General features: G+C 60.9%; 15 protein-coding genes and 1 pseudogene. 3 read left to right on the top strand and 13 right to left on the bottom strand.

Annotated elements, in window-relative coordinates; translation table 11 throughout:
• Positions 1 to 123 precede the first annotated feature (123 nt).
• Complete coding sequence (locus tag GJE22_RS03245; protein ID WP_144687792.1) at positions 124 to 1,146, top strand: WYL domain-containing protein; 1,023 nt, start codon at positions 124 to 126, stop codon at positions 1,144 to 1,146.
• On the opposite strand, the gene GJE22_RS03240 is transcribed toward GJE22_RS03245, so the two are convergent.
• The 13 genes from GJE22_RS03240 to GJE22_RS03180 all read right to left on the bottom strand — a co-directional run bounded on the left by GJE22_RS03240 (position 1,133) and on the right by GJE22_RS03180 (position 11,628).
• Positions 1,133 to 2,512: a hypothetical protein gene (locus GJE22_RS03240; RefSeq protein ID WP_144687791.1), complete on the bottom strand. Its 1,380-nt coding sequence runs from the start codon at positions 2,510 to 2,512 to the stop codon at positions 1,133 to 1,135. The two genes, GJE22_RS03245 and GJE22_RS03240, sit on opposite strands and share 14 nt — an antisense overlap.
• Positions 2,512 to 4,179, bottom strand: a complete 1,668-nt coding sequence (locus GJE22_RS03235; RefSeq protein ID WP_144687790.1) for a BppU family phage baseplate upper protein — start codon at positions 4,177 to 4,179, stop codon at positions 2,512 to 2,514. The genes GJE22_RS03240 and GJE22_RS03235 overlap by 1 nt, the downstream gene beginning before the upstream one ends.
• Positions 4,179 to 5,459, bottom strand: a complete 1,281-nt coding sequence (locus GJE22_RS03230) for a phage tail spike protein (RefSeq protein WP_144687789.1) — start codon at positions 5,457 to 5,459, stop codon at positions 4,179 to 4,181. Before GJE22_RS03230 ends, GJE22_RS03235 begins: the two co-directional genes overlap by 1 nt.
• The gene (locus GJE22_RS03225; protein ID WP_154324077.1) at positions 5,459 to 6,199 is read right to left on the bottom strand and encodes a phage distal tail protein; all 741 of its coding nucleotides are present in this window, start codon (positions 6,197 to 6,199) and stop codon (positions 5,459 to 5,461) included. Before GJE22_RS03225 ends, GJE22_RS03230 begins: the two co-directional genes overlap by 1 nt.
• Positions 6,199 to 6,381 (bottom strand): hypothetical protein, encoded by a 183-nt coding sequence (locus GJE22_RS03220; RefSeq protein WP_144687788.1) that lies wholly within the window; start codon positions 6,379 to 6,381, stop codon positions 6,199 to 6,201. The genes GJE22_RS03225 and GJE22_RS03220 overlap by 1 nt, the downstream gene beginning before the upstream one ends.
• Complete coding sequence (locus GJE22_RS03215) at positions 6,378 to 6,770, bottom strand: hypothetical protein (protein ID WP_144687787.1); 393 nt, start codon at positions 6,768 to 6,770, stop codon at positions 6,378 to 6,380. The genes GJE22_RS03220 and GJE22_RS03215 overlap by 4 nt, the downstream gene beginning before the upstream one ends.
• Positions 6,767 to 7,093: a putative minor capsid protein gene (locus GJE22_RS03210; protein ID WP_144687786.1), complete on the bottom strand. Its 327-nt coding sequence runs from the start codon at positions 7,091 to 7,093 to the stop codon at positions 6,767 to 6,769. The genes GJE22_RS03215 and GJE22_RS03210 overlap by 4 nt, the downstream gene beginning before the upstream one ends.
• Positions 7,093 to 7,449 carry a hypothetical protein gene (locus GJE22_RS03205; RefSeq protein WP_087314170.1) on the bottom strand — a complete coding sequence of 119 codons (357 nt, stop codon included), beginning with the start codon at positions 7,447 to 7,449 and terminating at the stop codon, positions 7,093 to 7,095. The genes GJE22_RS03210 and GJE22_RS03205 overlap by 1 nt, the downstream gene beginning before the upstream one ends.
• A gap of 9 nt (positions 7,450 to 7,458) precedes the next feature.
• A complete protein-coding gene (locus GJE22_RS03200; RefSeq protein WP_144687785.1) occupies positions 7,459 to 8,475 on the bottom strand; it encodes a hypothetical protein in 1,017 nt (338 codons plus the stop codon).
• Between the two features lie 3 nt (positions 8,476 to 8,478).
• Positions 8,479 to 8,964 carry a hypothetical protein gene (locus GJE22_RS03195; protein WP_144687784.1) on the bottom strand — a complete coding sequence of 162 codons (486 nt, stop codon included), beginning with the start codon at positions 8,962 to 8,964 and terminating at the stop codon, positions 8,479 to 8,481.
• A 119-nt stretch (positions 8,965 to 9,083) separates the two neighbouring features.
• Positions 9,084 to 10,073, bottom strand: a complete 990-nt coding sequence (locus GJE22_RS03190; protein ID WP_144687783.1) for a hypothetical protein — start codon at positions 10,071 to 10,073, stop codon at positions 9,084 to 9,086.
• A complete protein-coding gene (locus tag GJE22_RS03185; protein WP_144687782.1) occupies positions 10,057 to 10,593 on the bottom strand; it encodes a DUF6932 family protein in 537 nt (178 codons plus the stop codon). Before GJE22_RS03185 ends, GJE22_RS03190 begins: the two co-directional genes overlap by 17 nt.
• A 204-nt stretch (positions 10,594 to 10,797) precedes the next feature.
• Positions 10,798 to 11,628 (bottom strand): GIY-YIG nuclease family protein, encoded by an 831-nt coding sequence (locus tag GJE22_RS03180; protein WP_144687781.1) that lies wholly within the window; start codon positions 11,626 to 11,628, stop codon positions 10,798 to 10,800.
• Positions 11,629 to 11,857: 229 nt separating this feature from the next.
• Here GJE22_RS03180 and GJE22_RS10270 point away from each other — a divergent pair.
• Both GJE22_RS10270 and GJE22_RS03170 read left to right on the top strand, forming a co-directional pair.
• Positions 11,858 to 13,738: pseudogene (locus GJE22_RS10270) on the top strand (Eco57I restriction-modification methylase domain-containing protein); the annotation flags it as partial.
• A 1,109-nt stretch (positions 13,739 to 14,847) separates the two neighbouring features.
• Positions 14,848 to 16,449: an HsdM family class I SAM-dependent methyltransferase gene (locus GJE22_RS03170; protein ID WP_144687779.1), complete on the top strand. Its 1,602-nt coding sequence runs from the start codon at positions 14,848 to 14,850 to the stop codon at positions 16,447 to 16,449.
• Positions 16,450 to 17,160 lie beyond the last annotated feature (711 nt).

Raw genomic sequence — 17,160 nt, 5'->3', positions numbered from 1 at the left:
ATAACTGGGTGATTTGGCCAATAATAGCTGCAGTTAATTTGTATTTCCGACCCCACTGTCTATGTTTTATAATGCTGTTTTGTCATATACTCATACGATTTACGACCCCATTTTGGAGTTCTCATGCCAACTAGTAAATACAAGATCTACCTCCCAGAGAGTGTAAAGCGGAGCCTTTTTCGAGACGCGGAGCTTTTCGAGTTTTGCAAACATAAAGGTGAGGTCAACCTTAATTCATTCATTAAAACTTTGATTAGCAACTACCTAGAGAAACACTCAGAAAGAGTGGAGAGGAAACGAGAAAGCATCGTTGCAATCATCGAAGAATCTACAGGGGCATCTCGCCTTGCAGCAGAAACAACATCTGTAAAGATTATGGCTCAGATAACGGGGTTCGAATCTCGCAGAAAGGAAGGAAACTGCGTCATAACGCTTACGGTAAGCGGAAGGACGAACGATGACATACAGTATGTCATCGACACCCAGCTGAAGGGTGCCACACTTTCCCAGTACCTCCGAAACATGTTCGAGTCATATCTTTCTCTTCCCCGTCCTCAGCGCGAAAAAATAATGTTTAAGGAAACGATAGAAACCCTTGAGAGAGCTAGCAAGAAGGGTAGGCTTGTCTCCTTTAGAACGCAAAACGCTCCAGCCGCAGTTACTGTCATGCCCTATAAGGTTGTTGCTTCACACGAGGAGTCTTTCAACTACCTTCTTTGCTTTGATGTGGAAGGACGTACAGCGCGCTCATATCGAATCTCTCGAATATGTGCACCGCACATATTGGAAGGCACTCACGTTATGGATGAAAGTACCCTTCGAGAACTGCAGAGAGCAGAGGACCAGGCCCCGCAGTTCTCTTTTCGTGATGCGCAAGAAGCCTGCGTGCGCTTAACCGAAGAAGGGAAACGAAAGTACAGGATGATTTATACGAATCGTCCGAAGGCAACCTTCATGGATGGAGATGTTTACCATTTTGAATGGCCTCTTGTTCAACTTGAAGAGTATTTCAAGCGGTTTGGGGAAGAGGCGGTAATCTTATCACCGGCGACATCCAGGGAAGTGATGAGGGAATTCTATCTTCGTGGCACCAGAGCATACGAAGTTTGCGGCGACCAGGAAAAACTCTCTCCTAACGAGCCGTGAGGTACCCGGCTCCGCCCACGCCGTCGACCCTCATGTACTGGTAGCCGGCGCGCGAGCTCGAGTAGGTCGTGCCGGCACCGCCCACGAGCGATGTGCACTGGTAGAACGTCTGGAAGCCCGAGACCCCGGACGTCGGCAGCACCCAGTCGGCGTCAGCCCAGATCGTCACGAGCGAGCCGCACCCGCCGAAGGTGTAGGCCAGGTCCTCTAGCGAGGACGGGTCGAGCCCGGAGAGGTCGATCTCGGTGATCCCGTCGCAGCTGTTGAACGTGTGCTGCATCTCGCGCACGCCGTTGAGGTTCCCCATGCCCGTGACCTCGGTGACCTCCCCGTGCCCGTAGAGCCAGTAGTTCGTGTTCACGTGGTCGTAGATGGCCATGTCCGCCGCGATCGTCACCGCCTCCACGTCGTGCCGGTGGTCGTACCAGGGCTGGTAGCCCACGGAGTTGTACCGCGCGTTCGCGCACAGGCGCCCAGATGACACAAGCGTCCGTCCCGCCTCGGGCTCGGTGGCCGCCGTCAGCATGAGCTCGCCGTCGTCGTAGAGGAAGCAGCGGAACCACTCGCGCTCGTCCTCGGACCCGTCCGTGTGGGTCAGCACGCCGGTCGTCTCGAAGTGCAGGTTCAGGTGGTCGTCCGTCTGCTCTGGGACGTAGCCCCTCTCCCCGACGAGGCGCCGGCATCCGCTGAACATGAGGACCCCGCTTTCGACGTGCGCGTAGAAGTTGTCGGCACGTATCGTCTCCAGCGACCCGCAGCTCACGAACATCTGGTTCATGTTGGTCACCGTGACGAGGCGGCCGAAGCCCGTGACCTCCACGAGGTTCTCGCACCCATGGAAAAGGTAGGCGGCGCTCTCGAGGCCGCTCTCCTCCATGTCCTCGTCGATGACGGCGCGCGTGACGGAGAGCTTGTCGTCGTCCCACGGCCTCGAGCCCGCGGACGAGTAGCCTGCAGGGTCCACCTCCCACGCCTCGAGGATGACGGCCCCCGGCACGTCGGAGGAGCGCCCGTCGCGGTAGTTGAACTCGAGCGTGCCGTCCGCGAGCAGCAGGGCCCTGATCTTCACGCCCGTGTCCCACGAGAGCGCCAGAATCGCCGGCGCCATCTCTGAGGGTCTGTACGTCTCGGAGAGCCCGTTCTGCGCGCGGATCGCGTCGGCGATGCCGTCGAACACGGCGTCGGAGATCACGCCCGTGCCGGACGTCGCGGGCGCCTGGTAGGGCGTCCCCGCCTTGGCTCCGTCGAGCGCCAGAACGGCAGCGGCCATCTCGGAGGGTAGGTAGGTGTCCGTCCCGCCGCTCTGCGTGCGGATCGCGTTGGCGATGTCGGTGAGCACCTGCTTGGCTATCGTCCCCACGGCCATCAGAACTCCACCCCGCTCAGGTCGTCGAGCGCGGCGATCGCCTGGTCGACGTAGAGCTTCGTCGCGTAGGACGAGAGGTCCGGCGTTGCGCCCGGCGACCCGTCCTCGCCGTCCTGCCCGGGCGCGCCCTGCGGCCCCTGCTCGCCGGTCTCTCCCTTGAGGCCGGAGAAGGCGAAGGCGAACGTGCGCGAGCCCGGCGTGCCGCCGAGCGTCACGGTCACCGACGGCGTTCCCGTGGAGGCGTCCACCGTGGCGGTCGCGCCCACGATCTCGGCGTCCGCCCCGTCTTGGCCGTCTGCGCCCGGCGCGCCGTCCTGCCCATCGGCCCCGGGGGCTCCGTCCTGCCCGTCGGCCCCGTCCGCGCCCCGCAGCCCCTCGAGCTGCTCGGCCGTGAAGTCCTCGAACGTGAACGCGTCGCCCTTGGGGCCGCGCAGGTCGGCGGAGCTCGTGCCGCTCGCGCTCGTCACGGTGAGCACCGACCCCGCCCACGAGTGCGTGCACCCCACGCCGTCTGCGCCGTCAGCCCCCGGCGCGCCGTCCTGCCCGTCGGCGCCGGGAGGTCCCTGCACGCCCTGCGGGCCGCGGAGCGCCTCCAGCTGCTCGGGGGTGAAGTCGGAGTAGAGGAACGGGTCACCCTTTTCGCCCTTCTCGCCGCGCAGCGCCTCGATCTCCTCCTCGGTGAGGTCATCGAGCGTCATCTTGTCACCCTTCGGCCCCTTGAGCGCCGCCAGCTGCTCGGAGGTGAAGTCGGCGTACGTAAAGGCATCACCCTTCTCGCCGCGCTCTCCGTCATCGCCCTTGTCTCCCTTTGCGCCATGGAGGAGCGTGGCCGTGGTCGTGCCGCTGGCGTCAGTCACGGTCACCACCGCGCCCTCAGCGGTCTGCGCCACCGTGGCTGTCGGGCTCACACCGTCGACACCGTCCTTCCCGTCAGCACCAGGGGCGCCATCGTCACCGTCCTTGCCGTCGACGCCCGGAGCCCCGTCCTTCCCGTCGGCACCCGCAGGGCCAGGCATTCCATCAGCCCCATCAAAGTCACCCCGCTGGGCAGCCGCCAGCAGCTCCTCCCTTGCCTGGGTGGCGGCAGCCGCAGCAACATTCGCAGCGGCAACGGCACCAGAGGCACCAGCAGCAGCCTCGACCGCCTGCTCCGCCGTTGCCACCGCGCCCTCGGCCGTCGCAACCGCCTCCTGCGCCTTGGTGACGGCCTCGGCAATGAGCGCATCGGCGTTCTCGTATTTCTGTATCGCATCAAGAAAGAGCGAGAACCCGTCCTCGGACTCAGTACCGCCCACGAGCACCTGCTCCACGCGCACCTCGAACGCCCGCGTCGAGATCGCTCCTCCATCGGGAAGCGATACCATCACCTGGCAGTCGACAGAGCCCTCGGCGCACGCCATGGCTGCCGGATAGAACACTGAGAACGCGCCCGCCTCAGCGTCAACCTCATCGAACGGCTCGCACCCTCGCTCGCGCGTCGCGCGGTGACGCCACAGCAGATACACGCTCGCACCCGAAAGGTCGACCGCCTCACCGTCCCGCCTCACCAAAAGAGCGATGCCACGCCCCTCCGCATCGGCGGGAGAGGCAACCAAGGCGCCCGCAAACACGTCATCGCAGGACTCCCAGACCAGCTCATGCAGGCCGTAGCCATCAAGACCAGCCATCAGAACTCCACCCCCGAGAGGTCATCAAGCGCGGCTATCTGCTGCGCAACGTACTCCTTTGTTGCCAGCGCGGGCACCTCGCCGCCGGCAACCACGCCCGCTGCCTGCTCGATGGCGACCACGCTCGCGCCCACGGCAGCAACGGTGTCGCCCGCAGCACCCGCCACGTCCTCAACAGCCGCCACACGCGCTTCGACGGTGCTGCGCTCTGCAAATGCTGTGCGCGGGGCAACGCCTACCGAGTAGCGTGCTTCCACAGCATCGCCAAAGAGCCGCACGCGCCGTACCACCCGCGCCCGGAGGCGCCATGCGGGATCGCGCGACGAGTCCACCACCGCGACCTCGTCTCCGAGTCCAACAAAGACAGCACCCGAAAGCGCCACGGCGTCCACCTCGTAGCTCACCAGCGGAGCGCACGTCTCCGCAAGAGCCTCCTGCGTGCGGGCGAGAAGAACCTCGGGGTCCTCAACATCCGCGAACGTCACCTCTCCAAAGCGGTGCACGCGGCCGCCCGAGCCGTCTGGCAGGCCCCACAGCAGCCTCGCTTCATCGTCGCCGACCCAGTCGACACCACCGTTCACCTCACCGAACGTGAGCTTGCGCCGATACCCGCCCGTGAAGGCGCCCGTCTCGTCCACCACGGGCAACCCGGCCCCATAGCCGTAGAGCGCCGTGAAGACCTCGTCCTCAGCAACCGTGCGCGTGCATCCCGCCATGTTCCGCCCGTACTCGAGCCGCGCGCCGCGCCACGAGCCCAAAGCAGCCACCGCTCGCACGGTGCGCGATGACACGCAGCCGCCCGAAACCGCGATCGCGGGCTCAATCTCGCACCCCCACACCTCGCACACGCGCCTGAGAGCCGCGAGCCGGTTCACGTGGTAGATGTAGCAGCCGTGATCGCCAAACCAACCAAGCGTGGATGCCTGCCAACGCGTCCCCTCGAGCACGACGCCCAACGCACCGTAGAGCCCCGAGCCTGACACCCGCTCCTCCTCGACATAACTACCGAGAAGGTCGCACAGGCTCGACTCCGCGTATACCTCGCACGCGGCACCCAGCGCCTCGTCCGTGCGCACCACCACGTGCTCGCGCCATCGCCCGTCCTGGGGGTCTCGCCACAGGATGCGATCGTATTTCTCAGGCGTCTCCAGGCAGGGGAACGAGAGTACGTCCTCTCCTCCCAGCTCCTCGCGATGCTCCACCGCGCCAGCCGGGTGCAGAATCCCGATACGCTCATCAGCGCGGTCGAACCAGAAGAGCGTCGGAGCCGTGCCGCCCATCAGAGCCATCTTTCTGTGAAATTTGCTGTGAAGTCCGCGCAGCCCGTGAAGGACAGCTCGTGCGGACCCGGTTCCAGCCAGAAGAAGTCGCTGTCGAGCGTCACGTCGGAATCTGCAGCCTCGCCGTCAACCCATGCGCGCCCGGCACCGCAGTCGATGATGACCTCCTCGCCGCCCAGGAACGCTCGCTCCACCTCGACATGAGCACCCGTGTTATCGTCCTCGACGGTCACTCCATCACCAGCCGCCGCTTCCATCACGAACGTCGGCAACGTCCTATACGTGCCGCCAACGACAAACGACAGTCCTGCGCCGCCGCCAGCGGGCACGACCTCCTGCCCCTGCCCCCATGCAACGGGATCGAACGCCGTGAACGCCAGCTCGCAGGAACCGTCCTCGAAGAGGGCGTCCCAGGCATCCGCGCCTGTGCACACGGCGTTGCGATAGACGAGCCCCGGTTCGCCGGGGAGCTCCAAGTCGCATCCGGCATCCGAGGCGAGCCACGCCGCCGCCTCGTGGCGCACCGCCGTGAGCCCCTCCGCGTCCTCGTCTTCGGCAAGGTCGAGGAAGAGCCGCACGCGCAGAGTCTTGGGCGGGATACGTGCAGAGAGCAGGACCGCACCGGCACGGCCTGGCACCTCAGCGGCGTCCATGGAGAGGCCGTGTGCCGCGGGCAGTACCACCTCGGCGGTCGAGAAGGACGAGAAGTCGTGCCCATCGAACTTGATGGAGCGCGCCATCAGAGCCGTCCTCTCGCGCGACCATAGGACACCGCTCGGCGCTGCTCTCGCTCCGAGAGCTCCTCGTCTCGGAAGCGGTCACCGGAACGGCGCAGGCGAACGTCGGTGTGAGAACCGCGCTCGTCGTGCCAAGTGCCCTGACTGCCACCCGCCCCGCTCTTCGTGCCCTTCCTATCGGTCATATCTCCCTCGCAACCGTCAGCCTCACCGTGAATGCCCACACGAAGCGCCCGCTCGAGTCGCGCTCCCTGAAAGCCGGCGCGTCCGTATCGATGCCCAGGATGCGCACCCCGGAACCCGCCACGTTCCACTCGGCGCGACCGGACGAGCGCACCGCCGCCTCGCACAGAAACGCGGCGTCCCGCGCGGCAGCATCCGTTTCGCGGACGGCAAACACCTCCACCGAGGCGACTCCGCGTTCCTCGCCGTCTTGGCGGCTCTCACGCGAGAAGCCCGCCCAGCGAACCACGACGGGCTGTTCGCTCAACAGTGCGCTTGGCGCGATACAGAACACGTCACCGACTCCCGCCGCGCGCAGCATCCCCGCCACGGCATCCACGACCGCCCTCATCGCAGCTCCACTTCCCAGTGGTGCACGCGTCCGTTGAACCCCTCGAAGCGCGAAACCTTAGCAGCCACGTACGACCTCCCATGCACCTCGACGCGCGAGCCCGCGGGAATCTCGAAAGCACCTGCGCTCATGACGGCATCCACGAAGAGCGTGCCCGCCCCGGCGTCCGCGCTGCGGTGCGCATCGGCGACCACCGACTGTGCCCGCTCGAACCTCACGTGCGAGATGGCGCGCGGCTCGCCAAAGCCGCCATCGACCGCCGGCTCGCGCACTAGGCACGAGTCCGGCAGCAGCCTCGCGGGTATCGGACGCAGCCACGCCATCAGCGCACCCCGCAGAACAGGAGCCCCGTCCCAGCAAGTTCTTTCTCGCAGGCGTAGGTCGCCTGCTCCTCACCGGTGGTTCCCCGGTTGTCGTAGTGCGTCACCGAGAAGGACCCGAGCTGGAATCCGCCCACCTGACCCTCACCAAACTCCGCGAACGCCTCGGCGGCAGCGCACACCGCACGCCGGTACGCAAGCTCGTCCGCCTCGCACGCGGGAACGCGACCGCCGCAGATCCATCGCACGTGACGCTCGGCGGCGGGAAGTGCGCCCGTGAACGCCTCCACGCCCATCCCACCGCCGTACGTGTCGCGATAGAAGCCAAAGTCAACCGACGTCGCACCCGCGCAGCCCACGACGGCCCCTTACGCAAGCGGGGCCAAGGACGCGTACACGCCGTCGAGCTTGTTGTCGAGCAGCTCCACGATGCCGTACTTGCGATACTTCATCATGTAGGAGTCAAGCGTCTCCAGCTCGTCGGGACTGAACACGCGGCTCGCAACGTGCTTGTCGAACTTGATTACGGCGCTCTTCTCCACCACCAGGAAGTTGATTGGCGCGCCCGCTCCCACAAGCTCGTAGTACGTGGAAAGGCCGCTCTTCTGCGGGCTCGCCACCTTTGTGTAGGTGCCAGAGCTCTCGGTGTAGTAGGTCTTTCCGCTCACGACCTCGGTGTCGGATGTGAGCTCGTAGGCGCCCTCGGCAGGCGCATAGCCAAACTGGTCCTCGTCACCGGAGAGCAGGTCGATGTGCGAGTAGAAGCGCACCTGCGGTACCTCGACGATGCGGGAGAATCGCTCAAGCACGCGGTTCGAGCGCGTCGGGTTCGCCAAGCTGAAGTCATCCAGCACGCCCCTGAGCGTCGGCGTGATGAAGAGGTAACGAGAGCCCGTGGTCACCTGCGCCTCGTCCATGGCGTTCGTCACGGCGCGCAGGGCGGCGAGCACGTCCTCCGCCTCGGCGTCGGAATAGTCGGTCGTGGCGGTGGAAACGCCCTCGTACCCTGCGATCTCGGCAAAGGTGAAGGCGTCGGCCTCCGGCGCCACCTGCGTTCGCTGGAGCTCGGAGCCGGCCTCGACGAAGCAGTCGAGCACGCCGGCCTCCTCCACGTCCATGACGTCGGCCAGAAGGCGGATGCCCCGGTCGTAGTTGAACGTCTTGGTCTCGAACTCGTAGGTGATGCTGCCGGTCTTGTAGCCAACGTTACGCGTGTAGTCTCCGAGGCCCGAGACCTGGATCTTCGGGACCATGATCTCCTTGGCGTTACGGCCGGCGCGCACCATGCGGCGCGGGCTGTTCAGGCACGCGGAGGCCGCCGCGCGCTGATAGACCTCGTCAAGGATGGTCGTATAGTTCTTGGTGGATGCGATGCTGTTGGCCATCTGCTACTCCTCTTCCGCGATGTCCGCGATCTCGCGCCATCGCTTCATAGTCTTACCCTCGTCTGATGCGGCCCCCGCATTGGGGAGGCCGGTCTTGCCACCCTGTTGCTTTGCGGGGGTGTCGGCGAACAGCCACGGCTCGGCCTCCTTGAGCGCGTCGACGTCACCGGCGTGGTCGCCCAGGACAGCACGCGCGGCCTTCACGTTTCGCACGCCTGCCAGCTGCAGCTTGAAGTCGATCCGGTCGGACTCGCCCTGGGCCTTGAGCTCCGCGATCTGGTTGCGCAGTTGTTCGGCCGTCTCTGCGTTCCTGGCGGCCTCTGCCACTTGGGCTTCCAGCGCCGCGATCTTCTCGTCACGCTCCGCGACGGCCTTCTCCCAATCGGTGCCGCTCACCTGCGGCTGGTCTTGCGCCGCCTGCTGCTGCCCGAGGTCTTCCTGGGCTTGCGGCTCCTCCTGCGTCTTGTCGCCATGGTTATCACCGGCCATGTCAGCCACCTTTCGTGTCGTGGCCGACAAAGAATTCGGCCCCTTAACCTGTATGTAGGCTAAGGGGCTGTCACAAGCTCATCTAGATTCGTAGCTGAGCCAACTACTCTGTCACAATCTCATTCCTGAAGACCAGGGAGCTTTTGAAGCGAGATTCCGATTAACTTTTCGTAGCTCCGACCACCTGGACGACGGCTGACCCGCCGCTCTGCCTCGATGTCAACCTGATCGCCAGGATGCAGGGTCACTACATCGGCAGCTGAAATCGTTCCTATAGAGAGCGTTATCTCTTGCTCGCTGTCCGTGAGGACACGGAGCTTATCTTTCTGCGACATGGTTACAGTCAGAATTTTGCCAACGATGTGAATCGTCTCGCTATCGATATTTGCGTTCTGAATGACGACGGAAGCGTGTTTAGCTGTCTCATGCGTCAATCTAGACGTCTCGGGCGGCCTACCAGGTTCCTCCCATTCGAAGTCAACGTCAAGCGCGCCTTTGTCGACAGAATCACAGAAGGCTTTCATGGTAGAGGCCACGCGTGGGCCATGGTCCGTAAGTCGGTCGAGAAAATCCGTCTTGTCTGGCCCATCGACGTTGAGATCCTTAATCAGAGACGTGAACTCGTCAAACGCCAGGTCGGCAAGAGGCCGCGCGCCGATTTCGTCCTCGAGATCGAAGAGCGACTGGTCCTTCCCCTCGGGATAGAGGTCCGACATCCTGTCAAGCGTTGGAGCGACCTGTATGACCACAGAGCCGGGCATTGGCGATGCCACCATGGAAAGCTGTGTTCTACCGGTAACGCTGAATGGCAATGCGCCTGCAGAAGTCATAATTCCCTGAATGGAAGCCCCAATTGCATCAACACCGTCTTGCAGGGCCGAGAGGAACGTGCCGACGGCTTTGAGCGGTGCGGTGTGACCCTTTACGGAAGGTCCGGTGATGTGAATCACACCAATAGACGCGGGGTCGTCCTCTGGAGAGTGTTCGCGGACAAAGGCGTTCACACCCATCAGGGCCGCATCAGCAGGGTTCTCTGGCACCGTATAGGTGACATCGGGGTCAAAGCCCAGGGAGGACAAATAGTCATCGAGGTTAGGCGTCGTAGCCATCGATAATCACCTCCAAGTACCCTGCAGCCGGATAATGCCAGCGATCGTTTCCTTCAGCAAAACGTGCCTTCGACCAGAACTGGTCCCAATAACCACGTGTCACCATGTAGTTGTAGTCGTACCCGTACTCGGTTGGCGGCACTGGCAGCAAGTAGGAGTCAACACGGTCGTTCAGGCGCTTGACGAGCGGGTTCTTGTGCAGAAGGACCTGTGTAACGAACTGGCCCCTCGGGTCACTGGCAGCTTTGTTATACGCATCGCCATCAACCAGATAGACGACGTCGATATCGTGCGGCACTTCCTCTGAGGTGATAAAGCTGCCGCCAATCCATACAGCCGAGAGCCTTCCATAAGCTTGCTGCACGACGGCGGTTACTTCTTGGAATGCATCCCATATCTCACGGCGATTTGCATTGTCTTCGGGTACGTATTTATTGCGTAGCTCATCCATGGTCGTCTGATATCGGCCAAGCGGAAGAACCCTGCGAACTGCACCGATTTCTTGCAATTCAGGAATCAAGGCTCCTCCTTTCGCTTGGTTTCAAACTGCCGAAGTTTGAATTAGAAAGTATATACCCCCTGACGTCACCGAAGGCTTCACGTTACTGGACTTTTGGGTAACTGTAAGCATCTGCCCGGCAGTTAGCACTCTCAACTCGCATAGTAGGTAAAGGTCACATATTAGCTGCGCAGTCTGTAGAAACCCGCTTCGTCCACGACCTTCCTACTTCCTATACAGCGCATCCAGCGTCTGCTTGTCGCCATCTTTCCACTCAATCCATCCGTTGTTGGACCCACCCAACACGAAGTCGGCTGCGCCGCTGGGCGTCGAGAAGGAAACCGTCTTCACCAGCCGTCCGCCATCGCCATCCTGGACTAGGTCACCGGACGCCAGCAACTCCTGCCGCAGCTTCTCGTAGCGGTCGAGCTTCGGCTTCACTTTAAGGTCAACAGGAGAGCCCTCAAGCACATCGAACATGTCGCCCGTGTACACACCACGCGCACGCACGCCGCGCCGCGAAGTGTAGAACAGTTTCACGTCCGCCAACGCGTCGTCGCTATCCTCGATCTGGTAGCCGAACGTACCCATCACGAAAGCGATCTCCTCGTAGATCTGCTCGACGGTGGGCTTCTGGTACTGGTCGATCACGTAGCGCGGGTCCACCTTGTTCTCTACGGTGTACCGCTTCGATGCGGTCGCTTGTTCGATGGCATACTTCTCAAGCGCGCTTACGTTATCGAGCGAGAACGACTGGATGTCATCTGAGAGGAACAGTATCGCCTTGTTCCAGAAATCCTTCTTGGCGTTGTGGTCGTCGAGCCGGGCGATGCCCTGCTTGGTCTGCCCAACGTACAAACGAGAGATGGCCCCGTCCTCGTCGTTGATGAGGTAGTAGATGCCGCGCATAGGCAAATCGGCTATCTGCTTGGCGCGCGAGAGCAACGGCCTTGGCACGAAGACCGTGGTCATGGTGGAAAGCGTGCAGCGGCAGATGCGTACCCCGTTGGGTTCGCCGTCAATAAACTGAGTCGTCATCGTCTTCAGTCGTGCCATCTTGCACACCTTTCCATCGGTCCGCATAGGAGCATTATACGGCTGAAGTCCATACGTACGGAACTCCCATGCCGTCAGGTACGCCAAGCTGTTTCTTGTCCTCCTCGGCGCGTATAATGACACCTACGTCAAAAGACGACCGCGAGGATGAACTGGCGCATGTAGCAACGGCACATATCCACAACGTCCTGCCTGCGGATTGGTATCGGTTGAGCAGGAGGCGACGGGTATGCAACACGATCTCGAAACAAGACGTAGCGACCTCGTCGCCCTTGTGGAACGGTATGCTGCAAACCGCACAGAGTACATCAAGTCGACTTATGGCGAAACTTCTCTCAGGGTTGAGTTCCTCGACCCACTCTTCTGCATTCTGGGTTGGGACGTCAACAACGAGGCGGGCCATTCCATCTATACTCGCGAGGTCATCCATGAGGCCAACGTCACAGTTGATGACGAGGACTCCGCTCACGCCAACAAGAAGCCTGACTATGCCTTCCGGCTCGGAGGAGAGACGAAGTTCTTCCTTGAGGCTAAGAAGCCCAGCGTCAATATTGTGGAGCGGCGTGAACCCGCCTTCCAGGCACGGCGATACGGATGGAACGGCAACCATGCCATAGCTGTGCTGTCTAATTTCGAAGACCTCTCAATCTACGACTGCGGTTATCGTCCAACCGATGACCAGGGTGCATCGTTTGCTCGTATCGCGTGCTATCACTTCGACGAGCTCGTTGAGCACTTCGACGAGATTTACAGCCTCCTTTCGAAAGAAGCCGTGGCCAACGGCTCGTTGGATAACGTGGACGCGCGGGAGCAAGCCGTCAAGGTCCCGTTCGACGACCTCTTCCTGGGCCAGATATCAAGCTGGCGCGGCGATATTGCCCTAGACGTCTACAACCACTACAAGGTTTCCGAACAGGATCGTCTAAACCAGTTCACCCAGACCCTGCTCAACCGTATCATCTTCCTACGCGTGTGCGAGGACAGAAGTTTCGAGGACGAGGAAGAGCTCCTACGAATCGCGAGCTTCGAAGAGTTGCGCGAAGTCTTTGCTGCTGCGGACGCCAAATACGACTCTGGTCTATTCAACTATTTGGACGACGCGCCATGGAAGGTTTCCGATTATCTGTTGATCAGCATCTTCCAGGACCTTTACTACCCCGAGAGCTCGTACGACTTCAATGTGGTCCAGCCGCACGTTATCGGGCATATTTACGAGGAGTTTCTGAGCGAACGGGTCTATATCGAAGACGGCCGTGTAAGGTTTGAGTCCACGCCCGAAGCCGTCGAGTCGAATGGCGTCGTGCCCACGCCTAAGGACATCACCGACGCCATCGTTGCAAATACGCTACGGGAGGTTTCTTACCCCTGCAAGGTCGCGGACGTTTGCTGCGGCTCGGGCAACTTCCTGCTCTCGTCATACGAATACCTGGTCTCAAAGGAGCTTACGCGGGTCATCTCGGAGGGCGATGCGAGCGTAGAGCTCATCGAGCGACCGTCGGGACTCGACCTACCCTTCTGGCGAAAGCGGCAAATCCTCACCGAGGCCATCTACGGCGTGGACATCAATCCGCTTGCAGTGGAAGTCGCACAACTGAGCCTAGTTCTGAGACTGCTTGAGGGATGCTCGGGGGAGGAGCTCGATGCTTTTCGCTCCAATACGGGCTGCAAGCTCCTGCCAAACCTTTCGGACAACATCAAATGTGGCAACAGCCTCGTAGGCTACTCTTATTTCGATTTCGATCCATCGGCGACCAATAACATCGACTCGCTGCGCGCCGTGCGGCCGTTCGATTGGGCAAGCGAGTTTCCGTTTGGAGGCTTTGACGCCATCGTGGGCAATCCGCCGTACATCCGCGTTCAGAATCTCGCCCGCTATATCCCGCAGGAGTATGAGTTCTACAAGAGCCGCCACTGCGATCTCAAAATAGCGTCAGCCCAGCTGCTCGACAAATACATGCTCTTCGTGGAGCGTGGACTGAGTCTTTTGTCAGCTAGCGGCAGGCTCGGCACGATCATCCCGAACAAGTTCATGACAATTGCAACAGGTAAGCAGTTGCGGGGTCTCTTAACCAGTCGCTATCACGTGTCGCGTATCGTGGATTTCGGAACTCTGCAGGTATTCCCGGGCCGCAGTACATACACGTGCATCCTCATCGCTACGCCCGAAGACGTGTCCGACTTCACCCGCTTGCAAGTCGCATCCATATCTGATTTTGTCGGTTCTCCCACTGAGGGCGGCGCTACATACCCTTCGACTGACCTGACAAGAGAGGCTTGGTCGTTTCCACCTGAAGCGTTGAGTGAGCATTTGGCAAAGATAGCCGATAAGTGCACGAAACTGTCTGACATGGCAAACGTTTTCGTTGGCCTACAGACGAGCAATGATGCCGCGTACATCATAGAGCCGACTGCAGAGACGGATGGCGTCTATTCGTTCGAAGACATGAATGGCCATCACTCGAAGGTCGAAAAGGCTCTCTGCCGGCCATGCCTGCTAGACGTGTCGTTCGAGCCCTATGGCACACCCACGCCGAACAAGCAGATTATATTCCCGTATTATTTCTCTTGCGGGAGAGCGAAGCTAATACCGTTTGACAGGCTTCAGGTGGAATACCCAAATGCCTGCGAATACCTCCTCTCCATCAAAGAGAAATTGGAGAGCCGCGCCTTCTCGAACAGGAGCAGGGGTGACGACTGGTATCGGTTCGGTCGTTCACAGAGCCTCGGAAAGTTCTCGGGCAACCCGCACCTTATCTGGCCCGTGCTCTCACTCGGCCCGAAATATGTAAACGACCAGAGCGGCAAAGTCATGTTCACTGGCGGCGGGAACGGACCGTACTATGGCATGGAACTCAAGGAAGAGACTCCCGAGGCCATCGAGTATGTCCAGGCAGCACTCAGCTACTGGTTGACCGAGGCTCTCGTTCGCAGCAAAACGAGCGTCTTCCGGGGCGATTACTACGCCCACGGCAAGCAATTCGTTACCGAGCTGCCCATTCGGCGTATCGACTTCTCCAATAACGCAGATGTCGCACTCCATGCACGAATTGTTGCAACCGTTCGAACACTGAACGATCTCGTTTCGAAACGAGCCTCCTCGAGCAGCAAATCGGATGCCGAACTCTACACAAGATCAATCGCCGCAGCAGAGAGGAATCTCAAGTCTGACATGGACATGCTGTATGGCGTCCCGACCGGACTTGAAGGGGCGGTCATGTCATGACGGACCTCGTCAACAAACTACGCGGAGGCTACTACACCCCAGGTGAGGTCGCGCGCTTCATTTGCGATTGGGCCATAAGATCAGGAGACGCCACGGTTCTCGAGCCGAGCTGTGGTGATGGCTCCTTTGTCGAGGCGGCGGTAAATCGCCTTGAGGAATTGGGGGCCCACGACGCGTCATGCTTGGTCACTGGTGTCGAACTCTATGAAGAGGAGGCACGGAAGGCGGCCGAGAAGGGCGGGCACATCGTGTGCGGCGACTTCTTCACTCAGTGTCGAGACGACATTGGGTCGAAGCGATACGACGCCATCATAGGTAACCCGCCCTTCATCAGGTACCAAGACTTCGAAGAGGAGTATCGCAGCGTCGCTTTCGATCTGATGCGAGGATACGGATTCGCGCCCAACAGGCTCACCAACATCTGGCTGCCGTTCCTTGTCGTTTGCTGCCATCTGCTTTCCGATGGGGGCAGGCTCGGGATGGTCATTCCAGCAGAGTTGTTCCAGGTCAAATACGCGGCGGAGACGCGACGGTTTCTCATGAAGCAATTCGACAGCGTGACTGTCGTGACATTCTCCGAGCTGCTTTTCGATGATGCTCAGCAGGAAGTCGTACTGTTGTTGATCGAGCGGCGTGCGTCAGACAGCGGTGCTGGCGTGCGAATAATCGAGGAGGTCAACGCTAGGTCACTTGCGCAGCTTGACCGTAAGGCAATCGAATCAACCAGGTCTAAGCGTAAGCTACCCGAATCTATGAAATGGCAAGCGTACTACCTTGATAATGCGGTACTTGACTTGCTTGCCGATTTGGACGGCCATAGGGGCGTGAAAACCTCCGCGGAGCTCTTCGAAGTCAACGTCGGTGTAGTGAGCGGCCAAAACTCGTTCTTTGTCATCGATCGCGAGACTGCAACTAGAAATCACATCGAAGAGGCCTGTACGCCGATTATTAGCAGGTCATTCCAGTTAAGCGGGCTCGCCTTGACTGACGAGGATTTCAAGCAGCAACTCGTGATGCAACGAAAAGTGCTCCTGTTTCTACCTGATGGTGAGTTGACGAAGGATGAGGCCAATTACGTGAAGCTTGGTGAGGCGGAGGGCTTCGACGGCAACTTCAAGTGCCGCATCCGTAACCCGTGGTATAGGGTGCCCACATCATGGAAGCCCGATGCGTTCTTCTATCGCCAGGTCGGAGCATACCCGAGAATTGTGATCAACGAAAAGCGGGCGCATACGACGGATACGCTCCACAAGCTGCGCTTCGTTGATGGCGTTGATGGCAAAAGTGTGGCTGTTGCGTTCAACAACTCACTCACGTTCCTCATGAGCGAGCTAACTGGCAGAAGCTATGGCGGAGGAGTCTTGACGTTCGAGCCGAGTGAGGCGCGAAGCCTGCCGATACCGTTCGGAAGTGGAATCACATTTGATTTCGAAAGAGCTGACGAGCTTGTTAGAGCTGGCAAAACCGACGAGCTAATCTCATACGTCGATTCTGTTGTCCTGGGAGAATATCTCGGCCTAGCGAGCCATGACATCACCCTACTTCACAATGGATGGCTCATGCTGCGCGATCGCCGCCTTGCAAGAAAGAAGCGTTGACAGGAGATGAATTCCTTCCGTACGCCACTTTAGCTAGCTCGATTACTCCACCGCATGTCTCACGTCGCAGAATTTGTTTTGCCGCCATCCCTGGCTGCTGGCCTGGCCGTGCGCTACCAACCTCGAGTTGTCCGCAGCCCGGCCGCCCACGCTCCGGGTGTGCGCTCGGGCCGTTCGTGCCACATGCAGCCCACGCGCCCATGGGAGTCTCCCGTACGGCCAGCCGTCGGCTTCGGACGGTCTTCGCATACGCGCCTACAGCAGCCCGCTTCGCGGTCTGCTTCCGGCCGCGTGCTCAGCCCGCCCTACGCCGCCGCCCGGCCTAATGCAAGGTCAACGGGGGCGCGTGGTCAGCGTGCGTCACGCCCGGCCAGCGGCGCACACCCTACGCGCGGTCGTCCGGTCTGCTGCCGTCACGCGCTCGTCCGCGCCCGTCCAGTCCATCAGCCAGCGCGGGCGGCAAAGGCTTGCTGCAGCGGCAACCCAACAGCCACCTCACGCCGCCGGCATCCGTCTCCCAGCCGCTCCACCAGCAGCCGACGCCCAGCAGCGCCCGCCAGAAGCCGCTCCAGGGCCGTGACAGCCCCTCTTGCGACCCGAACCCGCCAGCTCCACAGAGAGCGCCTGCGGGCTCCTGGCGGCCCACCTGACGCCGCGTGCCGCCCCGGACGCCGCCGCACCTGAAGGCCGCATCCCCCGACGGAAGACGCC

Origin of the sequence: Enorma shizhengliae (assembly GCF_009676995.1) — a bacterium.
Classification (GTDB): Bacteria; Actinomycetota; Coriobacteriia; order Coriobacteriales; family Coriobacteriaceae; genus Enorma; species Enorma massiliensis.
The sequence above is the reverse complement of the archived record's forward strand: the minus strand, read 5'-3'. Positions and strand labels throughout refer to the sequence as shown.

Excerpts from the sequence above, each read along its gene's own strand:
- GJE22_RS03190 (WP_144687783.1), bottom strand. The coding sequence starts at position 10,073 with ATGGCTACGACGCCTAACCTCGATGACTATTTGTCCTCCCTGGGCTTT.
- GJE22_RS03240 (WP_144687791.1), bottom strand. The coding sequence starts at position 2,512 with ATGGCCGTGGGGACGATAGCCAAGCAGGTGCTCACCGACATCGCCAAC.
- GJE22_RS03170 (WP_144687779.1), top strand. The coding sequence starts at position 14,848 with ATGACGGACCTCGTCAACAAACTACGCGGAGGCTACTACACCCCAGGT.
- GJE22_RS03230 (WP_144687789.1), bottom strand. The coding sequence starts at position 5,459 with ATGGGCGGCACGGCTCCGACGCTCTTCTGGTTCGACCGCGCTGATGAG.
- GJE22_RS03210 (WP_144687786.1), bottom strand. The coding sequence starts at position 7,093 with ATGGCGTGGCTGCGTCCGATACCCGCGAGGCTGCTGCCGGACTCGTGC.
- GJE22_RS03220 (WP_144687788.1), bottom strand. The coding sequence starts at position 6,381 with ATGACCGATAGGAAGGGCACGAAGAGCGGGGCGGGTGGCAGTCAGGGC.
- GJE22_RS03200 (WP_144687785.1), bottom strand. The coding sequence starts at position 8,475 with ATGGCCAACAGCATCGCATCCACCAAGAACTATACGACCATCCTTGAC.
- GJE22_RS03215 (WP_144687787.1), bottom strand. The coding sequence starts at position 6,770 with ATGAGGGCGGTCGTGGATGCCGTGGCGGGGATGCTGCGCGCGGCGGGA.
- GJE22_RS03225 (WP_154324077.1), bottom strand. The coding sequence starts at position 6,199 with ATGGCGCGCTCCATCAAGTTCGATGGGCACGACTTCTCGTCCTTCTCG.
- GJE22_RS03180 (WP_144687781.1), bottom strand. The coding sequence starts at position 11,628 with ATGGCACGACTGAAGACGATGACGACTCAGTTTATTGACGGCGAACCC.
- GJE22_RS03245 (WP_144687792.1), top strand. The coding sequence starts at position 124 with ATGCCAACTAGTAAATACAAGATCTACCTCCCAGAGAGTGTAAAGCGG.
- GJE22_RS03195 (WP_144687784.1), bottom strand. The coding sequence starts at position 8,964 with ATGGCCGGTGATAACCATGGCGACAAGACGCAGGAGGAGCCGCAAGCC.
- GJE22_RS03235 (WP_144687790.1), bottom strand. The coding sequence starts at position 4,179 with ATGGCTGGTCTTGATGGCTACGGCCTGCATGAGCTGGTCTGGGAGTCC.